This is a genomic window from Cereibacter sediminicola (assembly GCF_007668225.1).
GTDB lineage: Bacteria > Pseudomonadota > Alphaproteobacteria > Rhodobacterales > Rhodobacteraceae > Cereibacter_A > Cereibacter_A azotoformans.
Map to the genome: position 1 here is coordinate 37699 of NZ_VDEK01000018.1, position 20103 is coordinate 57801.

Here is a 20103-nt window from a genome sequence, read left to right on the forward strand (position 1 = left end):
TCGCTCAGGTCGCAAGGAGCGGCCAACGGCTGCCCATCGTCGGGCCCCAACAGCCGCAGCCAGTCCGGCGATGCGCGCGCGCCATCCCGAACGGCTTCACCGCGCCCGGAGCCGCATGGGGCCACAAAGGAGGGACATGGTCGGAGTGGAGGGATTCGAACCCCCGACATCCTGCTCCCAAAGCAGGCGCGCTACCAGGCTGCGCTACACTCCGTCCTCCCCTCTCTAGGACCTTGTCCCGCCGATGGGAAGAGCCCGAAGCCGCCTTGCGGCGCACATTGTCCCGGGACATGGCCGCCAATCAGGCCGAAGCGCACCGGCGCCCCCGGAGCGCCGATGCAGGCCCTCGTCATCTGCAGGGTCCGGGCGATCTGGGACCGGCAAGCCATCGGGAAAGGCGGCACGAAATCGGAGGCCCCTGACGATCCGGCCGCCGTGCACTATGCTTTGCCAGATTGTATGGCCTGCGAGGCGCAAGACGCTCTGGCGCGGCACGGCGGAAGGGACGGCGATGGGATTCGACAACTGGGACGAGGTGCGCACGGCCTATCAGGTCGCGCGGCTCGGCACCGTCTCGGGCGCGGCGGACGTGCTGGGGGTGCATCATGCGACGGTCATCCGCCACATCGACGCGCTGGAGAAACGGCTCGGCGCGCGGCTCTTCCAGCGGCACGCGCGCGGCTACACCGCCACCGAAGCGGGCCGGGATCTGCTTCTTGTCGCGCAGACCACCGAAGAGCAGTTCGCGCAACTCGCAAGCCGCATCAAGGGCAACGGCGAGACGGTGGCGGGCGAGCTGGTCGTCACCTCGCTGCCGGGCTTCTCGCGGCTGGTCACGCCCGTCCTCACCTCGTTCCAGGAGCGGCATCCCGCGGTGATCGTGCGCTACCTGACCGACATGCGGCTCTTCCGGCTGGAATATGGCGAGGCCCATGTGGCAATCCGGGCCGGCTCCACGCCCGAGGAACCGGACAATGTGGTGCAGCCTCTCGCCCGGATGCGGCACGCGCTCTATGCCGCGCCCGCCTATGCGGCGGCGCACGGCCTGCCCTCGGGCCCCGAGGAGTTCCCGCGTCACCGCTTCGTGGGCGCGGATGTTCCGCGCGCGCCGCATCATAGGTGGCTGCGCGACGAGGTGGCGCCCGACCGGATCACCTTCCGCGGCACCGAGGCGGCCGCGCTGGAGGATGCGGTGCGCGAGGGGGCGGGCCTCGGCTTCCTGCCGGTGATGCAGGCGGCGGGGACGGACCTGATCGAGATCCTGCCGCCGCGCCCCGAGTGGGAGGCCCCGATCTGGATCGTGACCCATGTCGATCTCCACCGGACGATGAAGGTGCAGAACTTCCTCGCCCACCTGAAAGAGGCCGCGCGGTCCTGGACGGACATCTGACGGCCTCAGGCCGTCAGCCGCCCCATCAGGTCGGCGTGAAGCCCGGGCGCCGCGGCGATCACTCCGGCGGTCTGCGGATGTTCGGAGTTGAAGACCAGCGGCTGGCCAAGGCGATCCGTCACCGTCGCGCCCGCGCGCGCGGCGATCAGGCTGCCGGCGGCAATGTCCCACTCCCACGATTCGCGCAGCGTCAGCATCCCGTCGTGCCGCCCCTCGGCCACGAGGCAGAGGCGGAAGGCCAGCGAGGCCCTGAAGCTGCGCTTCACGTCCGGCACCCCGCCCGGCCAGTAGCTGTCGCCCAGCATCGGCCGCGTGGCGAGAAGCGTGGCGCCACGGGCTTCTGTCCGGCTGCTGGCGCGGATCGGCTGGCCGTCGCGCATCGCCGGCGTGGTGGTGCTGGCCGTGTAAAGGCGATCGAGGGCGGGAAGATAGACCGCCGCCGCAACGATCCGCCCGCCTTCCGCCACGGCGAGCGAATGGGCGAACGTGTCCTCGCCCGCCATGAAGGCGCGCGTGCCGTCGATCGGATCGATGATGAAGACCCGCTGCGCGCGCCTGCGGGCGCCGCTGTCGGCGCTCTCCTCCGAGAGCCAGCCATAGTCCGGCCGGGCGGCGCGCAGGCGGCTCTCCAGCAGGTCGTTCACCGCGAGGTCGGCCTCGGTGACCGGCCCCGCCCCTTCAGCCTTCTCCCACGCGCGGGGCGCGTTCTTCCAGTAGCGCAGCGCCACCTCGCCCGCAGCCCGGGCGGCCTCGGTCAGCAGCGCGAGGTCATGCGCCGGCAATCGTGAGACCCTCCACGAGCAGGCTCGGCACGCGGTTCGACAGATGCGGCCGCGCGTCGTTCGCCGGCACGATCGTCCGCAGCATCTCGCGCAGGTTGCCCGCGATCGTGCATTCGTTCACCGGCCAGGCAATCTCGCCGCCCTCGACCCAGAAGCCGGCCGCGCCGCGGGAATAGTCGCCGGTGTTGCCGTTGATCGACGAGCCCATCAGCGACGTCACCAGCAGCCCCGTCCCCATCTGCGCCAGAAGATCGGCCCGTGAGGCGGTGCCCTGCGTCAGTTCGGTGTTGGACACCGACGGAGAGGGCGGCTGCGAGGTCGAGCGGGCGGCGTTGGCGGTGCTTTCCATCTTCAGCTTCCGCGCCGTCGAGAGATCGAGCGTCCAGCCGGTGAGGACCCCGTTCTCGATGATGGCGCGGCGGCGGGTGGGCAGCCCCTCGCCATCGAACGGCCGGGAGGATCCGGTGCGGGGCCGCAGCGGATCCTCGATGAAGGAAAGGTGCGAGGGCAGGATCTGCGCCCCCAGCGCATCGCGCAGCCACGAACCGCCCCGCGCGATGGTGGCCCCGTTCACCGCCGACAAAAGGTGGCTCATCAGCGACGCCGCCACCCGTTCGTCATAGAGCACCGGGAAGTGGCCGGTCGGCGGCTTGCGCGAGGCGACGCGCGCCAGCGCCCGCTCGGCGGCAAGGCGGCCCACCTCGGCCGCGCCGGGCAGGTCGTCGCCGAAGATGCGGGTCTCGGCGGCCCAGTCCCGCTCCATCTGCGTGCCCGAGCCGGTGAAGGCCACGGCCGAGATCGAGCGCGAGCTGCGCGCATAACCGCCCGCAAAGCCGTTCGTCGCGGCGAGGTGCATCTCGCGCCGCGACCAGGCGCCGCTCGCCTCGACCTGGAAGATCCCGTCCGCCTCCAGCGCCGCCGCCTCGGCGGCGCGGGCATCCTCTTCCAGCGCCGCAGGCGAGGGCTCTGCCGAGTCATCGACCAGTTCGAGCGCGGCGAGATCCCAGCCGCGCGCGATCTGCGCCGCGTCGGCGAGGCCTGCAAAGGGATCGTCCGGCGCCTCGCGCGCCATCGCCACCGCGCGCTCGGCCATGGCCGAGAGCGTGCCGGCGGATACATCCGAAGCCGAGACGCAGGCCTGCCGCCCGCCCAGCAGCACCCGCAGCCCCACCTCGAGGCTTTCGGCCCGTTCGGCCTGTTCGAGCGCCCGCTCGCGGATGTCGATCGAGAGCGAGGTGCCGCGCACCGCGATCGCATCGGCGGCCTCGGCCCCGGCGCGGCGGGCGGCCTCAAGCAGCCGGGCGGTCAGGCTGTCGAGCGGTTCGGTCATGGGCACCTCCTCTGGTTCAGTCCCGAGGTAATCGGGAGGGGCTGCCGTGACAAGCGCCCCGCCCGAAATGAAAAGCGGCCCCCGAGGGGGCCGCCGGTGTCCCGAGGCTCTGGCGACCTACTGCAGGCGCTGGCCGTTGGCGTAGAACCCCTTGTCCCGGAACTCGAGCGTCGAGGTCAGCGTGTCCCGGCCCTCGCCGGGGCGCGCGAACATGCCGAGCATCATCCGCGCGGCCATCGCCTGCTCCTGCGGCACGAAGCCCATGCCCACCAGCCGGTCGATGAGCGCGTTGCCCCCCACCAGCTTCAGATCGAGCTGCCCCGTCGGCGCGGGCACGCCGCCGTAGGTGGTCGTATCGCTGTTGTCGAAGGTGAAGGCGCCCTTCCCCGTCAGTTCGGCGCCGGCGATGGTCAGCTTCAGATCGTCCACATCCAGCGCCTCGAGCTGGCCCGGCGCACGGTCGCCCAGCGCCTCCATCGCCTTGGGGTCGATAAGATCCACATCCAGCCGGGCCTTGCCTCGGGCATCGAGCACCAGTGTCGCCGGATCGCGCGGCAACTGCTTCTGCGGGTCGAACATGGTCCAGATCTCGTCCGACACCTTGAGGTTCACGAGCCGCGTCAGCAGACGGAAGTCCTGCGCGGCCTCGGACTTCACCAGAGGCGTGACCAGCTGGAAGGCGGCTTCGGCGTAGCTCATGTTGAATTGCGGGAACGGGATCTGGCTGCCGCTGACCGTCAGGTTCACGTTCCGCGTGCCGCCACCATAGGCGAGACTGTCCCCGCTCATCGACACGTCGAGGTTTCCGCCCGCGGCGCTGGCCGAGCCCTTGCCCGTGTCGGTCGCATCGGCAAAATCGAACTCGAGCGTGGCCGGCCCATAGGTGAAACTGCCGTTCGACGCCGCGCCGCCCTGAAGCGCCGCCGCAAGATCGGTCATGCCCAGCGGGCCCACCATCGTTCCGCTCGAGTTGCCCTTGAGATCGGTCGCGCTTGCGCGGATGTTGACCCTGCCGCCCTGATCGGGGTCGGTCATCGCAAAGACCATCTCGGCCACCGAGGCGGTGAAATCGTTGGTGATGGTGCGCGTTCCGGTGCCCTCGGTGCGGTAGGTGCCGGCCACGTCGCTCAGGGTGACCTCGGCCCGCAGGTTCCGGCTGCGCGCCGGCACGCCATCCACCTCGGTCAGCGCGATCGTCGTCGAGGGCGCGTCGAAGGCCAGCGCCGAGACGCGCTCGTCGCCGCTGGCCACCATGACCATGCCCGGCTGCCGCATGGCAAGGCCCAGCCGCGTCGGCTCGGGTGCGGGGTTTTCGGCGTCGGGTTCGTTCGGGATCGTCATCGCGACGGGGAACTCCGGCGACATGGTGATCTCCACGCTGCCGTCGCCGCGCTGGGTCATGTTGACCTCGGGGATCGTGCTTTCCATCACGGTGCCGTCCTGCGCGAGATGGAGGCGGACATCCTGCAACCGAAGCGTGTTGCCCGTGCGGCTCTGGTTCGCGGCGGTGAGGGTCTGGCCATAGGTGGCGCCAAGCTCCTGCCAGCCCCGCCACACCTGCTCGGGCGTCACATCGGCCGAAGCCGAGCCCGCCGCGACCAGTGTCGCAAGTGCGGTTGTGCCAGCCAGTGTCCAGAAATACTTCATATGCCTTCCCCAACGCGAACAATGGCCCACATTCTTCCGCGGGTAATGAAGGGTCAAGCCTTTCCGTCGAATGCAATCATCGGCTAACACGTTTGTCAGAAGGCCAGGGAAGGAGCGGTTCGATGGCGACTGTGCAGGGCAAGGTTGTGGCGATCACGGGGGCCAGTCGCGGGATCGGCGCGGCTGCGGTGCGCGTCTTTTCCGAGGCGGGGGCGCGGGTCGCGCTGCTGGCCCGAAGCGCGGACGAGATCGAGGCGCTTGCGGCCGAAGTCGGTCACGGCGCCTTCGCCATCCGCTGCGACGTGGCCGACTGGGAGGGCACGCGCGCGGCGATCGATCAGGTGGTCTCAACCGCCGGCCGCATCGACGTGCTGATCAACAACGCGGGCGTGATCGAGCCGATCGCGCGCATGGCCGATGCCGACCCCGCGGCCTGGGCCAGCGCCATCGACATCAACCTCAAGGGCGTGTTCCACGGGATGCGCGCTGCCGTCCCGCACATGCGCGGCAAGGGCGGCACGATCATCACCGTCTCCTCGGGCGCCGCGCAGAACGCGCTCGAAGGCTGGAGCGCCTATTGCAGCTCGAAGGCGGGGGCGGCGATGCTGACGCGCTGCGCGCATCTGGAAGAGGCGGTCAACCGCATCCGCATCATGGGCCTCTCGCCCGGGACGGTCGCAACCGAGATGCAGGACAAGATCCGCGAGAGCGGCGTCAATCCAGTGAGCCGTCTCGAACCCTCGGCCCACATCCCCGCCGACTGGCCGGCGCGGGCGCTGCTGTGGATGTGCGGGCCCGGTGCCGACCGTTGGCTCGGGCAGGAGATCTCGCTGCGCGACGAGAGCATCCGGCGGGCCGTGGGTCTCGGCGCATGATCCGCGTGGCCGATGCCGGCGGGCTGCGGACGCTGACGCTCGACCGGACCGACAAGGCCAACTCGCTGACGCGCGCCATGCTGCTCGAGATCGAGGCCGCCGTGGGCTCGGCCGCGGAGGACGGGGTCCGTGCGCTGGTGCTGACGGGGGCGGGCAAGGTCTTCTCGGCCGGGGCCGACCTCGACGAGGCGCGCGCAGGTCTCGCCACCGACCCGGTGTGGGAGCGGCTGTCGGCCTCGGTCGCGGCGCTTCCCTGCCTCACGATCGCCGCGCTGAACGGCACGCTCGCCGGCGGGGCCATGGGAATGGCGCTGGCCTGCGATCTGCGGATCGCGGTGCCGGGGGCGAAGTTCTTCTATCCGGTGATGAAGCTCGGTTTCCGCCCCCAGCCCTCGGATGTGCGCCGGCTGAGGACGCTCGTCGGCCCGTCGCGGGCCAAGATGATCCTCATGGCGGGCGTCAAGGCCAGTGCCGAAGAGGCGCTGGCCTGGGGTCTGATCGACCGGCTGGTGCCGTCCGAAGACCTGCTGGCGGAGGCCGAGGCCCTGGCCGCCGACGCACTGGCGGCCAGGCCCGGTCACGTGGAGGCGATCAAGGGGATGGTGGAGCTGCCCTGAGGCCGAGGGCGCCCCGCCCCCACCGGAACATCGCACCTCCTTTCCGGTTGCGACCGCCAACCCTGCCCAACAGGAGGCCGCGATGACCGATCATCCCAAACCACCGTTCCCCGACCAGGAGCAGCCGATGCCTGGCCGCACCGCCCGGCTCGACCCGCAGCCCGATCACGGCGAGAAGAGCTACCGTGGCTCGGGCCGGCTTCAGGATCTCAAGGCCGTCATCACCGGCGCCGACAGCGGGATCGGCCGTGCGGTGGCGCTGGCCTATGCGCGCGAGGGGGCGGACGTGCTGATCTCCTACCTCTCGGAGGACGAGGATGCCGCCGAGACCGAACGGCTCGTGACCGAGGCCGGGCGCACGGCGATCCTGATGCGCGGCGACATCCAGGAAGCGTCGCACTGCCGCGCCATCATCGACCGCGCCGTGCAGGAGTTCGGCCGCATCGACATCCTCGTGAACAACGCCGCCCATCAGGCCAGCTTTTCCGACGTGGGCGACATTTCGGACGAGGAGTGGGAGCTGACCTTCCGCGTGAACATCCACGCGATGTTCTATCTCTCGAAGGCCGCGGTCCCGCACATGCGGCCGGGCAGCGCGATCATCAATACCGCCTCGGTCAATGCGGATTCGCCCAGCCCGCACCTGCTGGCCTATGCCACGACCAAGGGCGCGATCCAGAACTTCAGCGGCGGGCTGGCGCAGATGCTGGCCGAAAAGGAGATCCGGGTGAATTGCGTGGCCCCCGGCCCGGTCTGGACGCCGCTGATCCCCTCGACGATGGAGCCCGACAAGGTCAGGAACTTCGGCAAGCAGGTGCCCATGCAGCGCCCGGGTCAGCCGGCCGAACTGGCCACGGCGTATGTGATGCTGGCCGATCCGCTGTCGAGCTACACCTCGGGGGCGACCATCGCCGTCACAGGCGGCAAGCCGATCATCTGACGGAACGGGCGCCGGGCATCCGGCGCCCCCCTGCCGTACGGCCCCCATCATCCGCGCCAGGACAGGCTGCCGATGCTTCGACACTTCGGCATCGCCGGTCGCAACCCGATCAATTTTCAAGAAACTTGACTATTTTGATAAACATAAGTTAGACGACGGGCAGCCGCAACCTGCCGAGTCGATCCGAGACCCACGGCAGGAGGCAAGCCAGAGACCCATGTGCCGCCGCCGGGCGGTCGAAGACCGGAAGAATTCATGGCATTGCTCTTGCGCCCGTTCCTGCTGATCCTTCTGACCGCCGTTGCGGCCCAGGCGCAGGAAGAGCCCCCGGCCATTCCCGACCTGTCGCCGCAACTGCAGGCTCCGGCAGAGGAGCCCGCTGCGCCCGCTCCGGTCGTGCCGTCGCAAGATCCGGCCGAGACAGGCCCCGTGCTTCCGCCCCCGTCGGACACCGCACCGGAGCCGCCGGCACCCGCGGCGGCCGATCCGGCGGGTTCCCCCGAGGCCCCGGCCAGCGCAGCGGCCGATCCGACGGGCTCCCCCGAGGCCCAGGCCGGCGCGGCGCCCGAAGCCGACCCGGCACAGGGGCCCACGGCGGACGAGCCGGCCCTCGGCCTGCCCCCGGTGCCGATCCCGCACGACCTGACCCCCTGGGGCATGTTCGAGGCCGCGCACTGGGTCGTGCAGGCCGTGATGATCGTGCTCGCCGCGGCCAGTTTCGTCACCTGGACCGTGCTGCTCTTCAAGCTGGTCGAGATCGCGATCGCCCGCCGCCGGCTCGCCTCGACCGCCGGAACCGTCCGCAGTTCGGCCACGCTGGACGAGGCGGTTCAGCGGCTTTCCGGGCGCCGCGACCCGGCCGCCTTCATGGCGCGGGCCGCCTTCGAAGAGCTGCAGCGTTCGGATGCGGCGCTCGATCTTGCCGGCACCGCGGGCCTCAAGGAGCGCGTGCGCTCGATCCTCGAGCGGGTCGAGGCGCAGGCGGGCGAGCGGTTGCGGCGGGGTATCGGCCTGCTGGCCACCATCGGCTCGGTCGGCCCGTTCGTCGGGCTGTTCGGCACCGTCTGGGGCATCATGAACGCCTTCATCGGCATCTCGCAGAGCCAGACCACGAACCTCGCCGTCGTGGCGCCGGGCATCGCCGAGGCGCTGCTGGCCACCGGCCTCGGGCTCGTCGCGGCCATTCCGGCGGTGGTGATCTACAACCACTTCGTCCGCTCGATCGCCTCCTGGCGGCTGAGCCTTGCCGACGCCGGCGCCGCGGTCGAGCGGATGCTGAGCCGCGACCTCGACTTCCGCACCGCAGGGAGGCTCTGACTCATGGCGGGCTTCCGCGGCGGCGGCGACGACGACCTGAACCACGAGATCAACGTCACGCCCTTCATCGACGTGATCCTCGTGCTGCTCATCATCTTCATGGTGGCGGCGCCGCTTTCGACGGTGGATGTGCCGGTGGACTTGCCCGGCTCGACCGCAAGCCAGAGCCAGCGGCCGGACGAGCCGATCTTCCTGACCCTTCAGAAGGATCTGAACCTCTCGCTGAAGAACGAGCCCATCGCGAGGGACAGTGTCCAGCCGCAGCTGGACGCGGCGACGGGAGGGGACCGCGAGACCCGCATCTTCCTGCGCGCCGACGAGGCCGTCGCCTACGGCGACCTGATGGAGGTGATGAACCTTCTGAGGGGGGCCGGCTATCTCAAGGTGGCGCTGGTCGGGCTGGAGGCCCTGCCCGGCGGAGGCACCCCATGAGCCATTACGCGGACTGGCGGCAGAGCCTCGGACCCGGCCGGCTGCGGCGTGAGGCGGCGGGCTGGTCGCTGGCCGCGCTGACTGTGGCGGCCACCGCAACGGCCGCGGCAACGGCTGTCTTCCGCGCCGATGAGCCCGGCCGGCGCGACGCGCTGCAGGAGGCGGTCTATCTCGACCTGGAGCCGGTGCCGCCCGCGCCTGCGGCACTCGCCGCCCCCGAACCGGCCCCCGAAGTGCCGCAGATCGACGCGCCCCAGGCCGCCGAGCCCGAAGAGATCGCCGAGCCGGAGCCGGATCTCCGCCCGCCGCCGCCCGACCTGCGCCCGCCGACCGAGACGGTGGACCTGCCCGACATCCCGGTGCCCGCGCCCGAGACCTTCTCCTACGAGCCCCCGCCCCCTCCCCCCGAGGAGGAGCAGGTGGCCGAGATCCCGCCGGACATCCGTCCCCTCCCGCGGCCCGAGCGGGAGCCGCCGGCCGAGAGGAAGCCCGACCCGCCGACGCGCGAGGTGAAGAAGGCGGCTGCCCCGCGGTCGCAGCAGGCGGCTGCGCCACCGGCGCCGACACCGGGCCGGGCTGCGGCCACGGCCTCGCGCGGGCAGATCGAGAACCTGACGGCGAAATGGGGCGCAGAGATCCGCCAGCGCATCCAGCGCCGGACGCGCGGCGCGCGCGGGATGACCGGAGAGGTGACCGTGCGCCTGACCGTGGCGCAGGGGGGCGCGCTGGGTGGTGTTGCGATCCTGCGCTCGTCGGGCGACGCGCGTCTCGATCAGCTCGCGCTGCGGGCGGTGCAGTCGGCCGGGCGTTTCCCGGCCGCTCCCGCGGCGCTGACCGATCCGAGCTACACCTTCACCCTGCCGATCACCTTTGCCCGCTGAGGCGGGCCGCCCCGGACGATCTGGGCCCGTCGAGCCGAGGCCGCGCCGGGCGCGGCCTTATCCGGCCACGGGCCAGGTCGGGTAGAAGAGACCTGCGGGGGAAAGGGTGAAGATCTCGCAGCCGTCCGCGGTCACGCCCACCGAATGTTCGAACTGCGCCGAGAGCGACTTGTCCCGCGTCACGGCGGTCCAGTCGTCGGCCAGCACCTTCGTCTCGGGGCGGCCAAGGTTCACCATCGGCTCGATGGTGAAGATCATGCCCTCCTCGAGCACCGGGCCGGTGCCGGGGCGCCCGTAGTGCAGCACGTTCGGCGGCGCATGGAAGACGCGCCCGAGCCCGTGGCCGCAGAAGTCGCGCACCACCGACATGCGGTTGTTCTCGACATGGGTCTGGATCGCGGCCCCGATGTCGCCGAAGGTGGCGCCGGGCTTCACGACCTCGATCCCCTTCATCAGCGCGTCATGCGTAACCTCGAGCAGCCGCTCGGCCTTGCGCCCCAGCGTGCCGGCCACATACATCCGGCTCGTGTCGCCGAACCAGCCATCCACGATCACCGTCACGTCGATGTTGAGGATGTCGCCGTCCTTGAGCTGCTTCTGGCCGGGGATGCCGTGGCAGACCACATGGTTGACCGAGATGCACGAGGCATGCTGGTAGCCCTTGTAGCCGATCGTGGCCGAGGTGATCCCGCGCCGCTCGATCTCTTCGGTGATGAAGCGGTCGATTTCGGCGGTGGTCACGCCGGGCTGCACCAGCGGCCCCACGAGATCGAGGATCTCGGCCGCGGCCCGCCCGGCCTTGCGCATGCCGGCGAAATCCTCGGGCTCGTAGATCCGTATGCCGTTCTTGGTGATGCGCCCGCGCGACTCGTCCACTGGGCCTGATCCTTCTGGTCTCGGTGTCGTCTCAAGATAGTCAAGCTTCGGCTCCTTTGCCATACCTGTGCCCTCTGCGAAAGGTTTGAAACGCCCTGCGCCGGGCCCTATAGCTTGACCCAGCCGAAGGAGGAGCCGATGCCCGCCAACCCCACCGCCGCCATGCTCGTGATCGGGGACGAGATCCTCTCGGGCCGCACCCGCGACGGCAACAGCCACTATCTGGCCGGCGAACTGACCCGCCACGGCATCTGCCTGCGCGAGATCCGCTGCGTGGCCGACGACCGCGCGGCCATCATCGAGGCGGTCAATGCGCTGCGCGCCCGCTGGGATCACGTCTTCACCTCGGGCGGCATCGGGCCCACGCACGACGACATCACCGCAGAGGCCGTGGCCGAGGCCTTCGGCGTGGCGATCGGCATCCGGCAGGACGCCCACGACCTGCTCGCCGCGCACTATGCCCGCACGGGCCTCGAGTTCAACGAGGCCCGGCAGCGCATGGCCCGCATTCCCGACGGCGCCACCCTGATCGAGAATCCCGTCTCGACCGCGCCGGGCTTCACGCTTGGCAACGTGCATGTGATGGCGGGCGTGCCGAACATCTTTCAGGCGATGGTGGCCTCGGTCATGCCCAACCTCCTCGGGGGGGCGCCGCTTCTCAGCCAGTCCCTGCGCGTGGATCGGGGCGAGGGCGAGATCGCGGGCCCCTTCGGTTCCCTGGCGGCCGAATACCCGGACCTGCAGATGGGCAGCTATCCCTTCATCCAGAACGGTGCCTATGGCTCGAACCTCGTGATCCGCGGCACCGATCCGGGGCGGATCTCCGAGGCGATGACCCGGCTTGCCGCCCTCTTTCCGCAGGCCCGATGACACCGCAGGACATCTACGCCACGCTCGAGGCCACCTGGCCCGCTGCACGCCTGTCGCGCACCGGCCCCTGGGCGATCCGCGAGGGCAAGGGCGGTGGCAAGCGGGTCTCGGCCGCCACCGCCGAAGGCCCTTGGCATCCCGATGACCTGCCGGAGGCCGAAAAGGCGATGGAGGAGCTTGGCCAGACGCCGCTCTTCCTGCTGCGCGCGGGCGAGGAGGCGCTCGATGCGGCCCTTGCGGGCCGAGGCTACCGGATCGTCGATCCCGTCACGGCCTACGCCTGCCCTGCGGCGCGGCTTGCGGCGGACCCGCCGCCCCCCATGGCCGCCTTCCCGCACTGGCCGCCGCTGGGCATCGTGCGCGACCTGTGGGCCGAAGGCGGGATCGGCCCGGCGCGAGTCGCGGTGATGGAGCGCGCCGCCGGCCCCAGATGCGCCATCCTCGGCCGGCAGAACGACCGAGCATCGGGCGCGGCCTTCGTCGCCCTGCACGGGCGGTTCGCCATGCTCCATGCGCTCGAGGTCGCGCCAGCCCTTCGGCGGCTCGGCTCGGCCGGGGCCATTCTCCGCCGCGGCGCCTGCTGGGCGCAGGAGCAGGGCGCCGAGTGGTTCTCGGTCGTCGTCACCAGCGCCAACGCACCGGCCCGCGCCCTCTACGGATCGCTGGGCATGGAGGAGGTGGGCCAATACCACTACCGGATGAAATGAGCGCCCGGATCATGCGATCGGCGCGCGGCCGGGCGCTGGCCCTTGTCGCGGCGCTGCTGATCGGTCCTGGAGGTGCGGCCGCGCTGGAACCCGGACCGCCCTGGGTGCTCGCCGAACGGGTGGAGGACGGCGCGTCCAGCTACCGCCTGCCCACCGGCCCCTGGACCGAGGCCGGATTGCCGGTCCGCGTGATCGAGGGCCAGATCCGGCGCAGCGTCTGGCGCAGCGACGCGGGCGAGGCTTTGACGCTCGACCTGCTCGCTCCGCTGCGCTCCGCCCTCGATGCCGAGGGCTTTCGCCCCGTCTTTCAGTGCGAGACGCGTGGCTGCGGCGGCTTCGACTTTCGCTATGCGACCGACGTGCTGCCGGAGCCCGAGATGCATGTCGATCTGGGGGATTTCCGGTTCTACGCCGCCCTGCGCGAGGGGGCCGCGGAACCCGAGGCGGTCAGCCTCTTCATCAGCCGGTCCGGCGGCACGGCCTTTGCCCAGATCATCGAGGCGGGCCCGCGGGCTGCGCCCCCGCCGCTCGCCCCACCCGCAGCGGAACCGGCCCCCGAAGACGCGCCAGAGGCCGATCTCGTCGCGCGGCTCGGGCAGTCGGGGTCTGCGGTGCTGGAGGATCTGGCCTTTGCCAGCGGCTCGGCCGATCTCGAGGACCGCACCTATCCGGCGCTGGCCGAACTGGCCGAGTGGCTGAAGCAGGATCCGGCGCGGCGCGTGGTGATCGTGGGCCACACCGACGCCTCGGGCGGGCTGGAGGGGAACGTGAGCCTCAGCCGGGCCCGCGCCGCCTCGGTCCGCCAGCGGCTCGTGTCGCGGCATGGGGTGACTGACGCGCAGGTCAGCGCCGAGGGTGTCGGCTACCTCGCGCCGCGCGCCAGCAACCGCACCGAAGAGGGCCGCAGCCGCAACCGCCGCGTCGAGGTCATGCTGCTGGCGGGGTGAGGGGCTCCCTCACCAGCAGTCCGGCCCCTTGTCGAGGTAGCGTTTCGCCAGGAAGTCGATGAAGGCCCGGACCTTGGGCTGGGTGAAGCGGCCCGGCGGATAGACGGCATAGATCCCGAGGGTCTCGACCGGAAGTCCGGGGATGGCCTCCTCGACCAGCCCGTCCCGCATGGCATCCGCAAAGAGGAACGAGGGCAGATAGGCGATGCCCAGACCCGAGATCGCCGCGTTGAGCAGCGACTGCCCGTCATTCACCGTCAGCCAGCCGGCCGTCCGCACCTGCCGCTTCTCGCCGGTGGGCGAGGTGATCTTCCAGACGTTTCCGTTCGCCTGATTGGAGTAATGCAGGAGCTTGTGCTCGTTCAGATCGTCGATCTTCTGCGGCCGGCCGTGGCGCTCGAAATAGCGCGGCGAGGCGATCATGCGCCGCGTCGTCTCGGTCAGCTTGCGCGCGCGCAGGCTGGAATCCTCCAGCTCGCCGATGCGGATCGCCATGTCGAACCCTTCCGAGATCAGCTCCACATAGCGGTTGTTCAGGACCATGTTGACGGTGATCCCGGGATATTCCTGCAGGAACTCTCCAAGGATCGGCGACAGCAGGCTGACGCCGAAATCGGTCGCCACCGAGATGCGCAACAGGCCCGAAGGCGCGGTCTGCATCGAGGTCACCAGCGCATCGGCTTCGCCCGCGTCGTTCAGCACCCGCCGGGCCCGGTCGTAGTAGGCCAGGCCAATCTCGGTCGGCGAGACGCGCCGCGTCGTCCGGTTCAGCAGCCGCGCGCCAAGCCGCGCCTCGAGCGCCGAGACATGCTTGGAGACCGCCGACTTCGAGATGCCCATCTTCTTGGCCGCGTCGGTGAAACCGCCCTGATCCACGACCGTGGCGAAGGCTTCCATTTCCGTCAGTCGATCCATGGCCGTCCCCTTGCGCACAGTCCCGGGCTGATGCCTCTGATTGAGGGGCAATTCAGGCAGCAATGCGGAAAGGGGCAGGCAAGTCCGGGACAGGCCAAAGCCGCATGTGATTCGCGGCATTCCTGTTCAAGGCGCGCGACGACCTGTCGCGGACCTGCCCAAGGCGTGACGACAGAATGTCACCTCCCCAAGCCAGATTACGCAACAAAATTGCGTCAGACTGTCGCGCTGCGTTGCAGCGACGGCATGGGAGGCATGCAGCATTAGGGAGAAGTCAAGAAATCTGTGAGGTTTATATCGGAGGCCAAAGGAGAACGACCATGAAACATGATCATCGCACGCTGACTGCCGCTCAGGCCGCCGAAACTGTTCCCGCCTACTTCACCCCCGAGCGCAACACCCGCCAGCTGCGGAACCTCAGCGCCCTCGAACAGATGTACGGTTACTACAACCGCGACTGACCCGATCCGCCGGGACGGCGGGCGTCCGGCCCGTCGTCTGAGGATCCCGCACCGGGATGAGCCCGGCCCAGCCCTCCTCGATATCCAGTCACTCCTCGATGCGCGGCCTGCGCCGGTTCGCGCTTTCCATCGCATCCACGAACGCCGAAATCAGGCGCTTGCCATTCTCGCGCCCCAGCGGCGCCTTGCCCGTGCCCGAGGCTGTCAGCGTCACCAGACGCCCGTTCAGCGTCAGCACCGCGCGCCAGCTTTCGGGCGCCGCGCGCCCGCCGGAATCGCGAAGGTGGATCAGGAAGGCGTTCCCCCTCCCCAATGCCTCGAGCAGCTGGACATGGCGCGGATTGCCCGATGCGCTCAGCGCCCGCCGGCCGGCCTCCGACTGGAAGTAGGCGGCAAGCTCCTGCCCTCGGCCCGCCACGTCGACCCCCGATCCGGGACCGCCCACGGTTGCGGTCAGCACGGCGGGCGGCCGGTCGGTCACGCCTTCGCAGCGGCCGATCAGCACGAGACCGAGCCCTGTTCCCGCCTCACGGTCGATGCAATAGCCGGAGGGGGCCGCCACCCGCACCCCTTCCGCAAACGCGGGCAGCGCGGGAAGAACGGCCAGGGCAACTGCGAACAGAAGGCGCCTCATGTCTTGCGGGCAGCCCCGGCGACGCGCCTGATGCAAGGATTTTTCACGGCCTTCCTCGTCTCTTCCGGCAACAGGAGATACCGGCCGCCCCGCGGCAGGGCAAGCGGATCCCTCGCACCCCGCGGCGCGCACGGGTCCCGGCATCCACAGCCGCATCGGCGCCTCCGGCCCGCGCGCGGGCGTCACAGGGGCGCCCCGCCCGATTGCATTTCCCGCCCCTGCGGACTATCTCGGCAGCAACGCCGCGACCGGAAGGCTTGCCCGCATGAACTGGATCTCCAACTACGTCCGCCCGAAGATCAATTCGCTCTTTTCGCGCCGCGAGGTGCCGGAGAACCTCTGGACCAAGTGCCCCGAGTGCGGAACGATGCTCTTCCACCGCGAGCTGGCCGAGAACCTGAATGTCTGCTCGACCTGCGACCACCACATGAACATCAGCCCGCGCGACCGCTTTGCTGCGCTGTTCGACGGCGGGATCTTCACCGAGGTCGAGGTGCCGGTCCCGCTGGCCGACCCGCTCCAGTTCCGCGACCAGAAGAAATATCCCGACCGGATGAAGGCCGCGCAGAAGGCCACCGGCGAAAAGGAGGCGATGCTCGTCGTCGAGGGTGAGATCGCCCGGACGCAGGTGGTCGCGGCCGCGCAGGATTTCAGCTTCATGGCCGGCTCGATGGGCATGTATGTCGGCAACGCCATCATTGCCGCGGCCGAGCGTGCGGTCCGGCTCAAGTGCCCGCTGATCCTCTTTGCCGCCGCGGGCGGTGCGCGGATGCAGGAGGGGATCCTCTCGCTGATGCAGATGCCGCGGACAACCGTCGCCGTGCAGATGCTGCGCGAGGCGGGCCTGCCCTACATCTGCATCCTGACCCATCCGACGACGGGCGGCGTGACCGCCTCCTACGCGATGCTGGGCGACGTGCAGATCTCCGAGCCTAACGCGCTGATCTGCTTTGCCGGCCCCCGCGTGATCGAGCAGACGATCCGCGAGAAGCTGCCCGAGGGATTCCAGCGCGCCGAATATCTGCTCGATCACGGCATGCTCGACCGGGTGACGCACCGCAAGGCCATGCGCGAGGAACTGGTGACGATCCTGCGCATGCTGATGAACCAGCCGCCGGCGATCAAGGGCGACCTGCCCGCGCCCGAGCCGCGGCCGGTGATCGACCTGCCGCCGCCACCCACGCCCGAGGCCATCGTCGAAAACAAGGCCGCCGAGTGAGCCTGCCCGCCTCTGACACCATCCTCGACCGGATGATGTCGCTTCATCCGAAGGTCATCGACCTGACGCTCGACCGGGTGCACCGCCTGCTGGCGGGGCTCGGGAACCCCGAGCGGTCGCTGCCGCCGGTGATCCATGTCGCCGGGACGAACGGCAAGGGCTCGACCCAGGCCATGATCCGGGCGGGGCTCGAGGCGCAGGGGCTGCGGGTCCATGCCTACACCTCGCCCCATCTTGCACGCTTTCACGAGCGCATCCGCCTCGCCGGAGAGTTGATCTCCGAGCCGGCCCTCGCCGCGCTCCTCGACGAATGTCTCGAGGCCAACGGCCCCGAGCCGATCACCTTCTTCGAGATCACGACCTGCGCGGCCTTCCTCGCCTTCGCGCGCACACCGGCCGATTGCACCCTCCTCGAGGTCGGCCTCGGCGGCCGGCTCGACGCGACCAACGTGGTCGATGAACCCCGCCTGACCATCATCACCCCGGTCTCGATCGATCATCAGCAGTTTTTGGGCGAGACCCTGCCCGAGATCGCGGGCGAAAAGGCCGGCATCCTCAAGCGGCGCATCCCGTGCGTGGTGGGCCCGCAGGAGGCGGCCGCACTCGAGGTGATCGAGGCGCGGGCGGCGCGGCTCGGCGTGCCGCTGCTCGCCCACGGCCAGCAGTGGCAGGTCTGGGAAGAGCGCGGCCGGATGATCTTCCAGGACGAGTCCGGCCTCCTGGACCTGCCGCTTCCGAACCTGCCGGGCCCGCATCAGATCCAGAACGCCGGCGCGGCCCTCATGGCCCTGCGCCACCTCGGCGCCCCCGAACCCGCCTGCGAGGCCGCCGTCACCCGCGCCGACTGGCCGGCCCGGATGCAGCGCCTGCGCCGCGGCCCCCTGCCCGAGAGCGCACCGGGGATCGAACTCTGGCTCGACGGCGGGCACAATCCGGCCGGCGGCGAAGCGGTGGCCGCGACGCTGGCGCGGATGCCGCCGCGGACCACGCATCTGATCTGCGGGATGCTGAACACCAAGGATGTGACGGGCTACATGCGCCCCCTCGCGGCCCATGCGGCGCGGCTCCACGCAGTCGATATCCCCGGAGAGAAGAACACGCTGCCCGCGAGCGAGACCCGGGCCGCCGCCGAAGCCGCCGGACTGGCCGCCTCGACCGCACCGTCGGTCGCCGCCGCCCTCGCCGTCATCGCTCAGCAGGAGCCTGGCGCGCGCGTCCTCATCTGCGGTTCGCTCTACCTCGCCGGCACGATCCTGCGCGAGAACGGCTGAAGCCCCTTCCGTCCTTTCACTCTGTCCAAATATCCCGCGGGGGACGCGACGAACGCAGTGAGGAGCCGCCGCGCCCGCAGGGCGGGGCAACGGGGGCGCGAAGCCCCCGTCCGCCGCCGGCCGACGCGCGGCATCGAAGGGTCAGGAGAGATGCTCGCGGAACATCTCCACCACCCGCTCATAGACGGGGCGCTTGAAGGGCACGATCGAGGCCACCATCTCCTCGGCCCCGATCCATCGCCAGCACGAGAATTCGGCGTGCTCGGTTGCGATCCCCACCTGCTCGTCCGTGCCGAGATAGCGGAACAGGAACCATTTCTGCCGCTGTCCGCGGTATTTCCCGCCCCACACGCGGCCCAGAAGATCGGGCGGCAGATCGTAGGTCACCCAGTCCGGCGCCTTGGCCACGAACTCGACGAGGGCCGCGGGGATGCCGGTTTCCTCCTGCAGCTCGCGAAGCGCCGCCTGGCGCGGCTTCTCGTCCGCGTCGATGCCGCCCTGCGGCATCTGCCAGGCTGGCACCGGGCTGTCGATCCGCTGGCCGGCGAAGATGAGCCCCTCGCGGTTGATCAGCACGATGCCCACGCAGGGGCGATAGGGCAAGGCCTCGGGGTCGATCACATGTTCCATGGCCGCCTCACGGTTTCACTTCGATGGCGGCGAGGCCCTTGAGGATATCAACCGCATAGGCCAGCTGGTAATCCTCGTCCCGCAGCTTGGCCGCCTCTTCGGCGCGCGCCCGCTCGGCTTCGAGCAGCTTCTTCTCGTCCTCGCTCATCGAGTCGTTCGAGAGCACGCCCCGCAGATCCGCCTCCGAGCGGTTACGGGCGGCCGGGCCCGGCGCGGCGGTGTCCTCTTCCTCGGTCCCGGCCGGCCGGCTCGGCGGCTGGTTCACCACGATGTCCGGCGCCACGCCCAGCGCCTGGATCGAGCGGCCCGACGGCGTGTAGTAGCGCGCGGTGGTCAGCCGCATCGCCCCCTCGCCGCGCAGCGGGATCACCGTCTGGACCGATCCCTTGCCGAAGCTCTTGGTGCCGACGACGATGGCGCGGCGGTGGTCCTGCAGGGCGCCCGCCACGATTTCCGAGGCCGAGGCCGACCCGCCGTTGATCAGCACGACCATCGGCTTGCCGCCGATCAGGTCACCGGCGGTCGCGTTGAACCGCTCGCCATCGCCCGCGGCGCGGCCGCGGGTCGAGACGATCTCGCCCTTGTCGAGGAAGGCGTCCGAGACCTGGATCGCCTGCGTGAGCAGCCCGCCGGGGTTGTTGCGCAGGTCGAGGACGATCCCGTTGACCTTGTCGAGCCCGCCGAGTTCCTTGGCGCCGCTTTCCAGCCCCTCCTTGAGGCCCGAGAAGGTCTGGTCGTTGAAGGTGGTCAGGCGCACCACGACGGTATTGCCCACCACACGGCTGCGCGCCGCCACCAGCTTGATCGTGTCGCGGATGATCGAGACGTCGAACGGTTCGGCCGTGCCCTCGCGCACCACGGTGATGATGATCTCCGAGCCCACGGGGCCGCGCATCATGTCCACCGCCTGATCGAGCGTCAGGCCCAGCACCGACTCGCCGTTCACATGGGTGATGAAGTCGCCGGCCTCGATCCCGGCCGCATCGGCGGGCGTGCCGTCCATCGGCGAGACGACCTTGACGAAACCTTCCTCCTGCGTGACCTCGATGCCGAGGCCGCCGAACTCGCCGCGGGTCTGCACCTGCATGTCGCTGAAATCGTCGGGCGGCAGGTAGCTGGAGTGGGGGTCGAGCGAGGTCAGCATCCCGTTGATCGCCGCCTCGATCAGCTTGTCGGTCTGGACCTCCTCGACATATTGCGCGCGGATGCGCTCGAAGATGTCGCCGAACAGGTCGAGCTGTTCATAGACCGTCTTCGACCGCTGCTGCTCCTGCGCGATGAGGGGCCCGGCCACCTGGGTCGCCATCAGCACGCCGGCGACGGTGCCGCCCAGCGCGGCCATCATGTATTTCCTCATGGCGG

Annotated in this window: 21 protein-coding genes and 1 tRNA gene; 13 read left to right on the forward strand and 9 right to left on the reverse strand. The window is 70.1% G+C overall.

All coding sequences use genetic code 11. The features are described from left to right. Positions 1–137: 137 nt before the first annotated feature. Positions 138–214: transfer RNA gene (locus tag FG154_RS12790), tRNA-Pro, on the reverse strand. Positions 215–511: 297 nt separating this feature from the next. Between FG154_RS12790 and FG154_RS12795 the strand changes: the two genes are divergently transcribed. Further along, positions 512–1390, forward strand: a complete 879-nt coding sequence (locus tag FG154_RS12795; RefSeq protein WP_145108464.1) for a LysR family transcriptional regulator — start codon at positions 512–514, stop codon at positions 1388–1390. Between the two features lie 5 nt (positions 1391–1395). Here the strand turns inward: FG154_RS12795 and FG154_RS12800 are convergent, their stop codons facing one another. From FG154_RS12800 to FG154_RS12810, 3 genes are all read right to left on the reverse strand, one after another. Beyond that, a complete protein-coding gene (locus tag FG154_RS12800; RefSeq protein ID WP_145108467.1) occupies positions 1396–2172 on the reverse strand; it encodes a 3'(2'),5'-bisphosphate nucleotidase CysQ in 777 nt (258 codons plus the stop codon). Further along, on the reverse strand, positions 2159–3502 hold the full coding sequence (locus tag FG154_RS12805) for a TldD/PmbA family protein (protein WP_145108470.1): 1344 nt from the start codon (positions 3500–3502) through the stop codon (positions 2159–2161). The genes FG154_RS12800 and FG154_RS12805 overlap by 14 nt, the downstream gene beginning before the upstream one ends. A gap of 117 nt (positions 3503–3619) precedes the next feature. Next, a complete protein-coding gene (locus FG154_RS12810; protein ID WP_145108473.1) occupies positions 3620–5149 on the reverse strand; it encodes a DUF2125 domain-containing protein in 1530 nt (509 codons plus the stop codon). Between the two features lie 122 nt (positions 5150–5271). Here FG154_RS12810 and FG154_RS12815 point away from each other — a divergent pair, with 122 nt between their 5' ends. The 6 genes from FG154_RS12815 to FG154_RS12840 all read left to right on the forward strand — a co-directional run bounded on the left by FG154_RS12815 (position 5272) and on the right by FG154_RS12840 (position 10211). Beyond that, a complete protein-coding gene (locus FG154_RS12815; protein ID WP_145108475.1) occupies positions 5272–6024 on the forward strand; it encodes an SDR family oxidoreductase in 753 nt (250 codons plus the stop codon). After that, positions 6021–6641 (forward strand): enoyl-CoA hydratase/isomerase family protein, encoded by a 621-nt coding sequence (locus tag FG154_RS12820; RefSeq protein WP_145108478.1) that lies wholly within the window; start codon positions 6021–6023, stop codon positions 6639–6641. The genes FG154_RS12815 and FG154_RS12820 overlap by 4 nt, the downstream gene beginning before the upstream one ends. 82 nt (positions 6642–6723) lie before the next feature. Next, complete coding sequence (locus FG154_RS12825; RefSeq protein WP_145108481.1) at positions 6724–7581, forward strand: SDR family oxidoreductase; 858 nt, start codon at positions 6724–6726, stop codon at positions 7579–7581. Positions 7582–7836: 255 nt separating this feature from the next. Then, positions 7837–8898, forward strand: coding sequence for a tonB-system energizer ExbB (gene exbB / locus FG154_RS12830; RefSeq protein ID WP_145108484.1), 1062 nt, complete (start codon positions 7837–7839; stop codon positions 8896–8898). Positions 8899–8901: 3 nt separating this feature from the next. After that, entirely contained in the window at positions 8902–9330 is a 429-nt protein-coding gene (gene exbD / locus FG154_RS12835) for a TonB system transport protein ExbD (protein ID WP_145108487.1), read from the forward strand. After that, positions 9327–10211 (forward strand): energy transducer TonB family protein, encoded by an 885-nt coding sequence (locus FG154_RS12840; protein ID WP_145108490.1) that lies wholly within the window; start codon positions 9327–9329, stop codon positions 10209–10211. The genes exbD and FG154_RS12840 overlap by 4 nt, the downstream gene beginning before the upstream one ends. A gap of 57 nt (positions 10212–10268) precedes the next feature. Here FG154_RS12840 and map read toward each other — a convergent pair whose 3' ends face one another. Next, on the reverse strand, positions 10269–11150 hold the full coding sequence (gene map / locus FG154_RS12845) for a type I methionyl aminopeptidase (RefSeq protein ID WP_186312355.1): 882 nt from the start codon (positions 11148–11150) through the stop codon (positions 10269–10271). A gap of 75 nt (positions 11151–11225) precedes the next feature. Between map and FG154_RS12850 the strand changes: the two genes are divergently transcribed. From FG154_RS12850 to FG154_RS12860, 3 genes are read left to right on the forward strand one after another with little or no spacing between them, the layout of a single operon-like run. After that, positions 11226–11957 carry a competence/damage-inducible protein A gene (locus FG154_RS12850; RefSeq protein ID WP_145108496.1) on the forward strand — a complete coding sequence of 244 codons (732 nt, stop codon included), beginning with the start codon at positions 11226–11228 and terminating at the stop codon, positions 11955–11957. Beyond that, positions 11954–12664 (forward strand): GNAT family N-acetyltransferase, encoded by a 711-nt coding sequence (locus FG154_RS12855; protein WP_145108499.1) that lies wholly within the window; start codon positions 11954–11956, stop codon positions 12662–12664. The genes FG154_RS12850 and FG154_RS12855 overlap by 4 nt, the downstream gene beginning before the upstream one ends. An 11-nt stretch (positions 12665–12675) precedes the next feature. Next, the gene (locus FG154_RS12860; protein WP_246100262.1) at positions 12676–13611 is read left to right on the forward strand and encodes an OmpA family protein; all 936 of its coding nucleotides are present in this window, start codon (positions 12676–12678) and stop codon (positions 13609–13611) included. Positions 13612–13620: 9 nt separating this feature from the next. Here the strand turns inward: FG154_RS12860 and FG154_RS12865 are convergent, their stop codons facing one another. Continuing rightward, positions 13621–14526, reverse strand: coding sequence for a LysR family transcriptional regulator (locus FG154_RS12865; protein ID WP_145108505.1), 906 nt, complete (start codon positions 14524–14526; stop codon positions 13621–13623). A gap of 320 nt (positions 14527–14846) precedes the next feature. Here FG154_RS12865 and FG154_RS12870 point away from each other — a divergent pair, with 320 nt between their 5' ends. Continuing rightward, on the forward strand, positions 14847–14987 hold the full coding sequence (locus FG154_RS12870; protein WP_145108508.1) for a hypothetical protein: 141 nt from the start codon (positions 14847–14849) through the stop codon (positions 14985–14987). A gap of 88 nt (positions 14988–15075) precedes the next feature. Here the strand turns inward: FG154_RS12870 and FG154_RS12875 are convergent, their stop codons facing one another. Beyond that, a complete protein-coding gene (locus tag FG154_RS12875) occupies positions 15076–15621 on the reverse strand; it encodes a cation transport ATPase (protein ID WP_145108511.1) in 546 nt (181 codons plus the stop codon). A 265-nt stretch (positions 15622–15886) separates the two neighbouring features. Here FG154_RS12875 and accD point away from each other — a divergent pair, with 265 nt between their 5' ends. Next, positions 15887–16840, forward strand: coding sequence for an acetyl-CoA carboxylase, carboxyltransferase subunit beta (gene accD, locus FG154_RS12880; protein ID WP_145108514.1), 954 nt, complete (start codon positions 15887–15889; stop codon positions 16838–16840). After that, positions 16837–18111, forward strand: coding sequence for a bifunctional folylpolyglutamate synthase/dihydrofolate synthase (locus FG154_RS12885; RefSeq protein ID WP_145108517.1), 1275 nt, complete (start codon positions 16837–16839; stop codon positions 18109–18111). Before accD ends, FG154_RS12885 begins: the two co-directional genes overlap by 4 nt. Positions 18112–18252: 141 nt before the next feature. Here the strand turns inward: FG154_RS12885 and FG154_RS12890 are convergent, their stop codons facing one another. Further along, positions 18253–18741: an RNA pyrophosphohydrolase gene (locus tag FG154_RS12890; protein WP_145108520.1), complete on the reverse strand. Its 489-nt coding sequence runs from the start codon at positions 18739–18741 to the stop codon at positions 18253–18255. A gap of 7 nt (positions 18742–18748) precedes the next feature. After that, positions 18749–20098: a S41 family peptidase gene (locus tag FG154_RS12895; protein WP_145108523.1), complete on the reverse strand. Its 1350-nt coding sequence runs from the start codon at positions 20096–20098 to the stop codon at positions 18749–18751. Positions 20099–20103 lie beyond the last annotated feature (5 nt).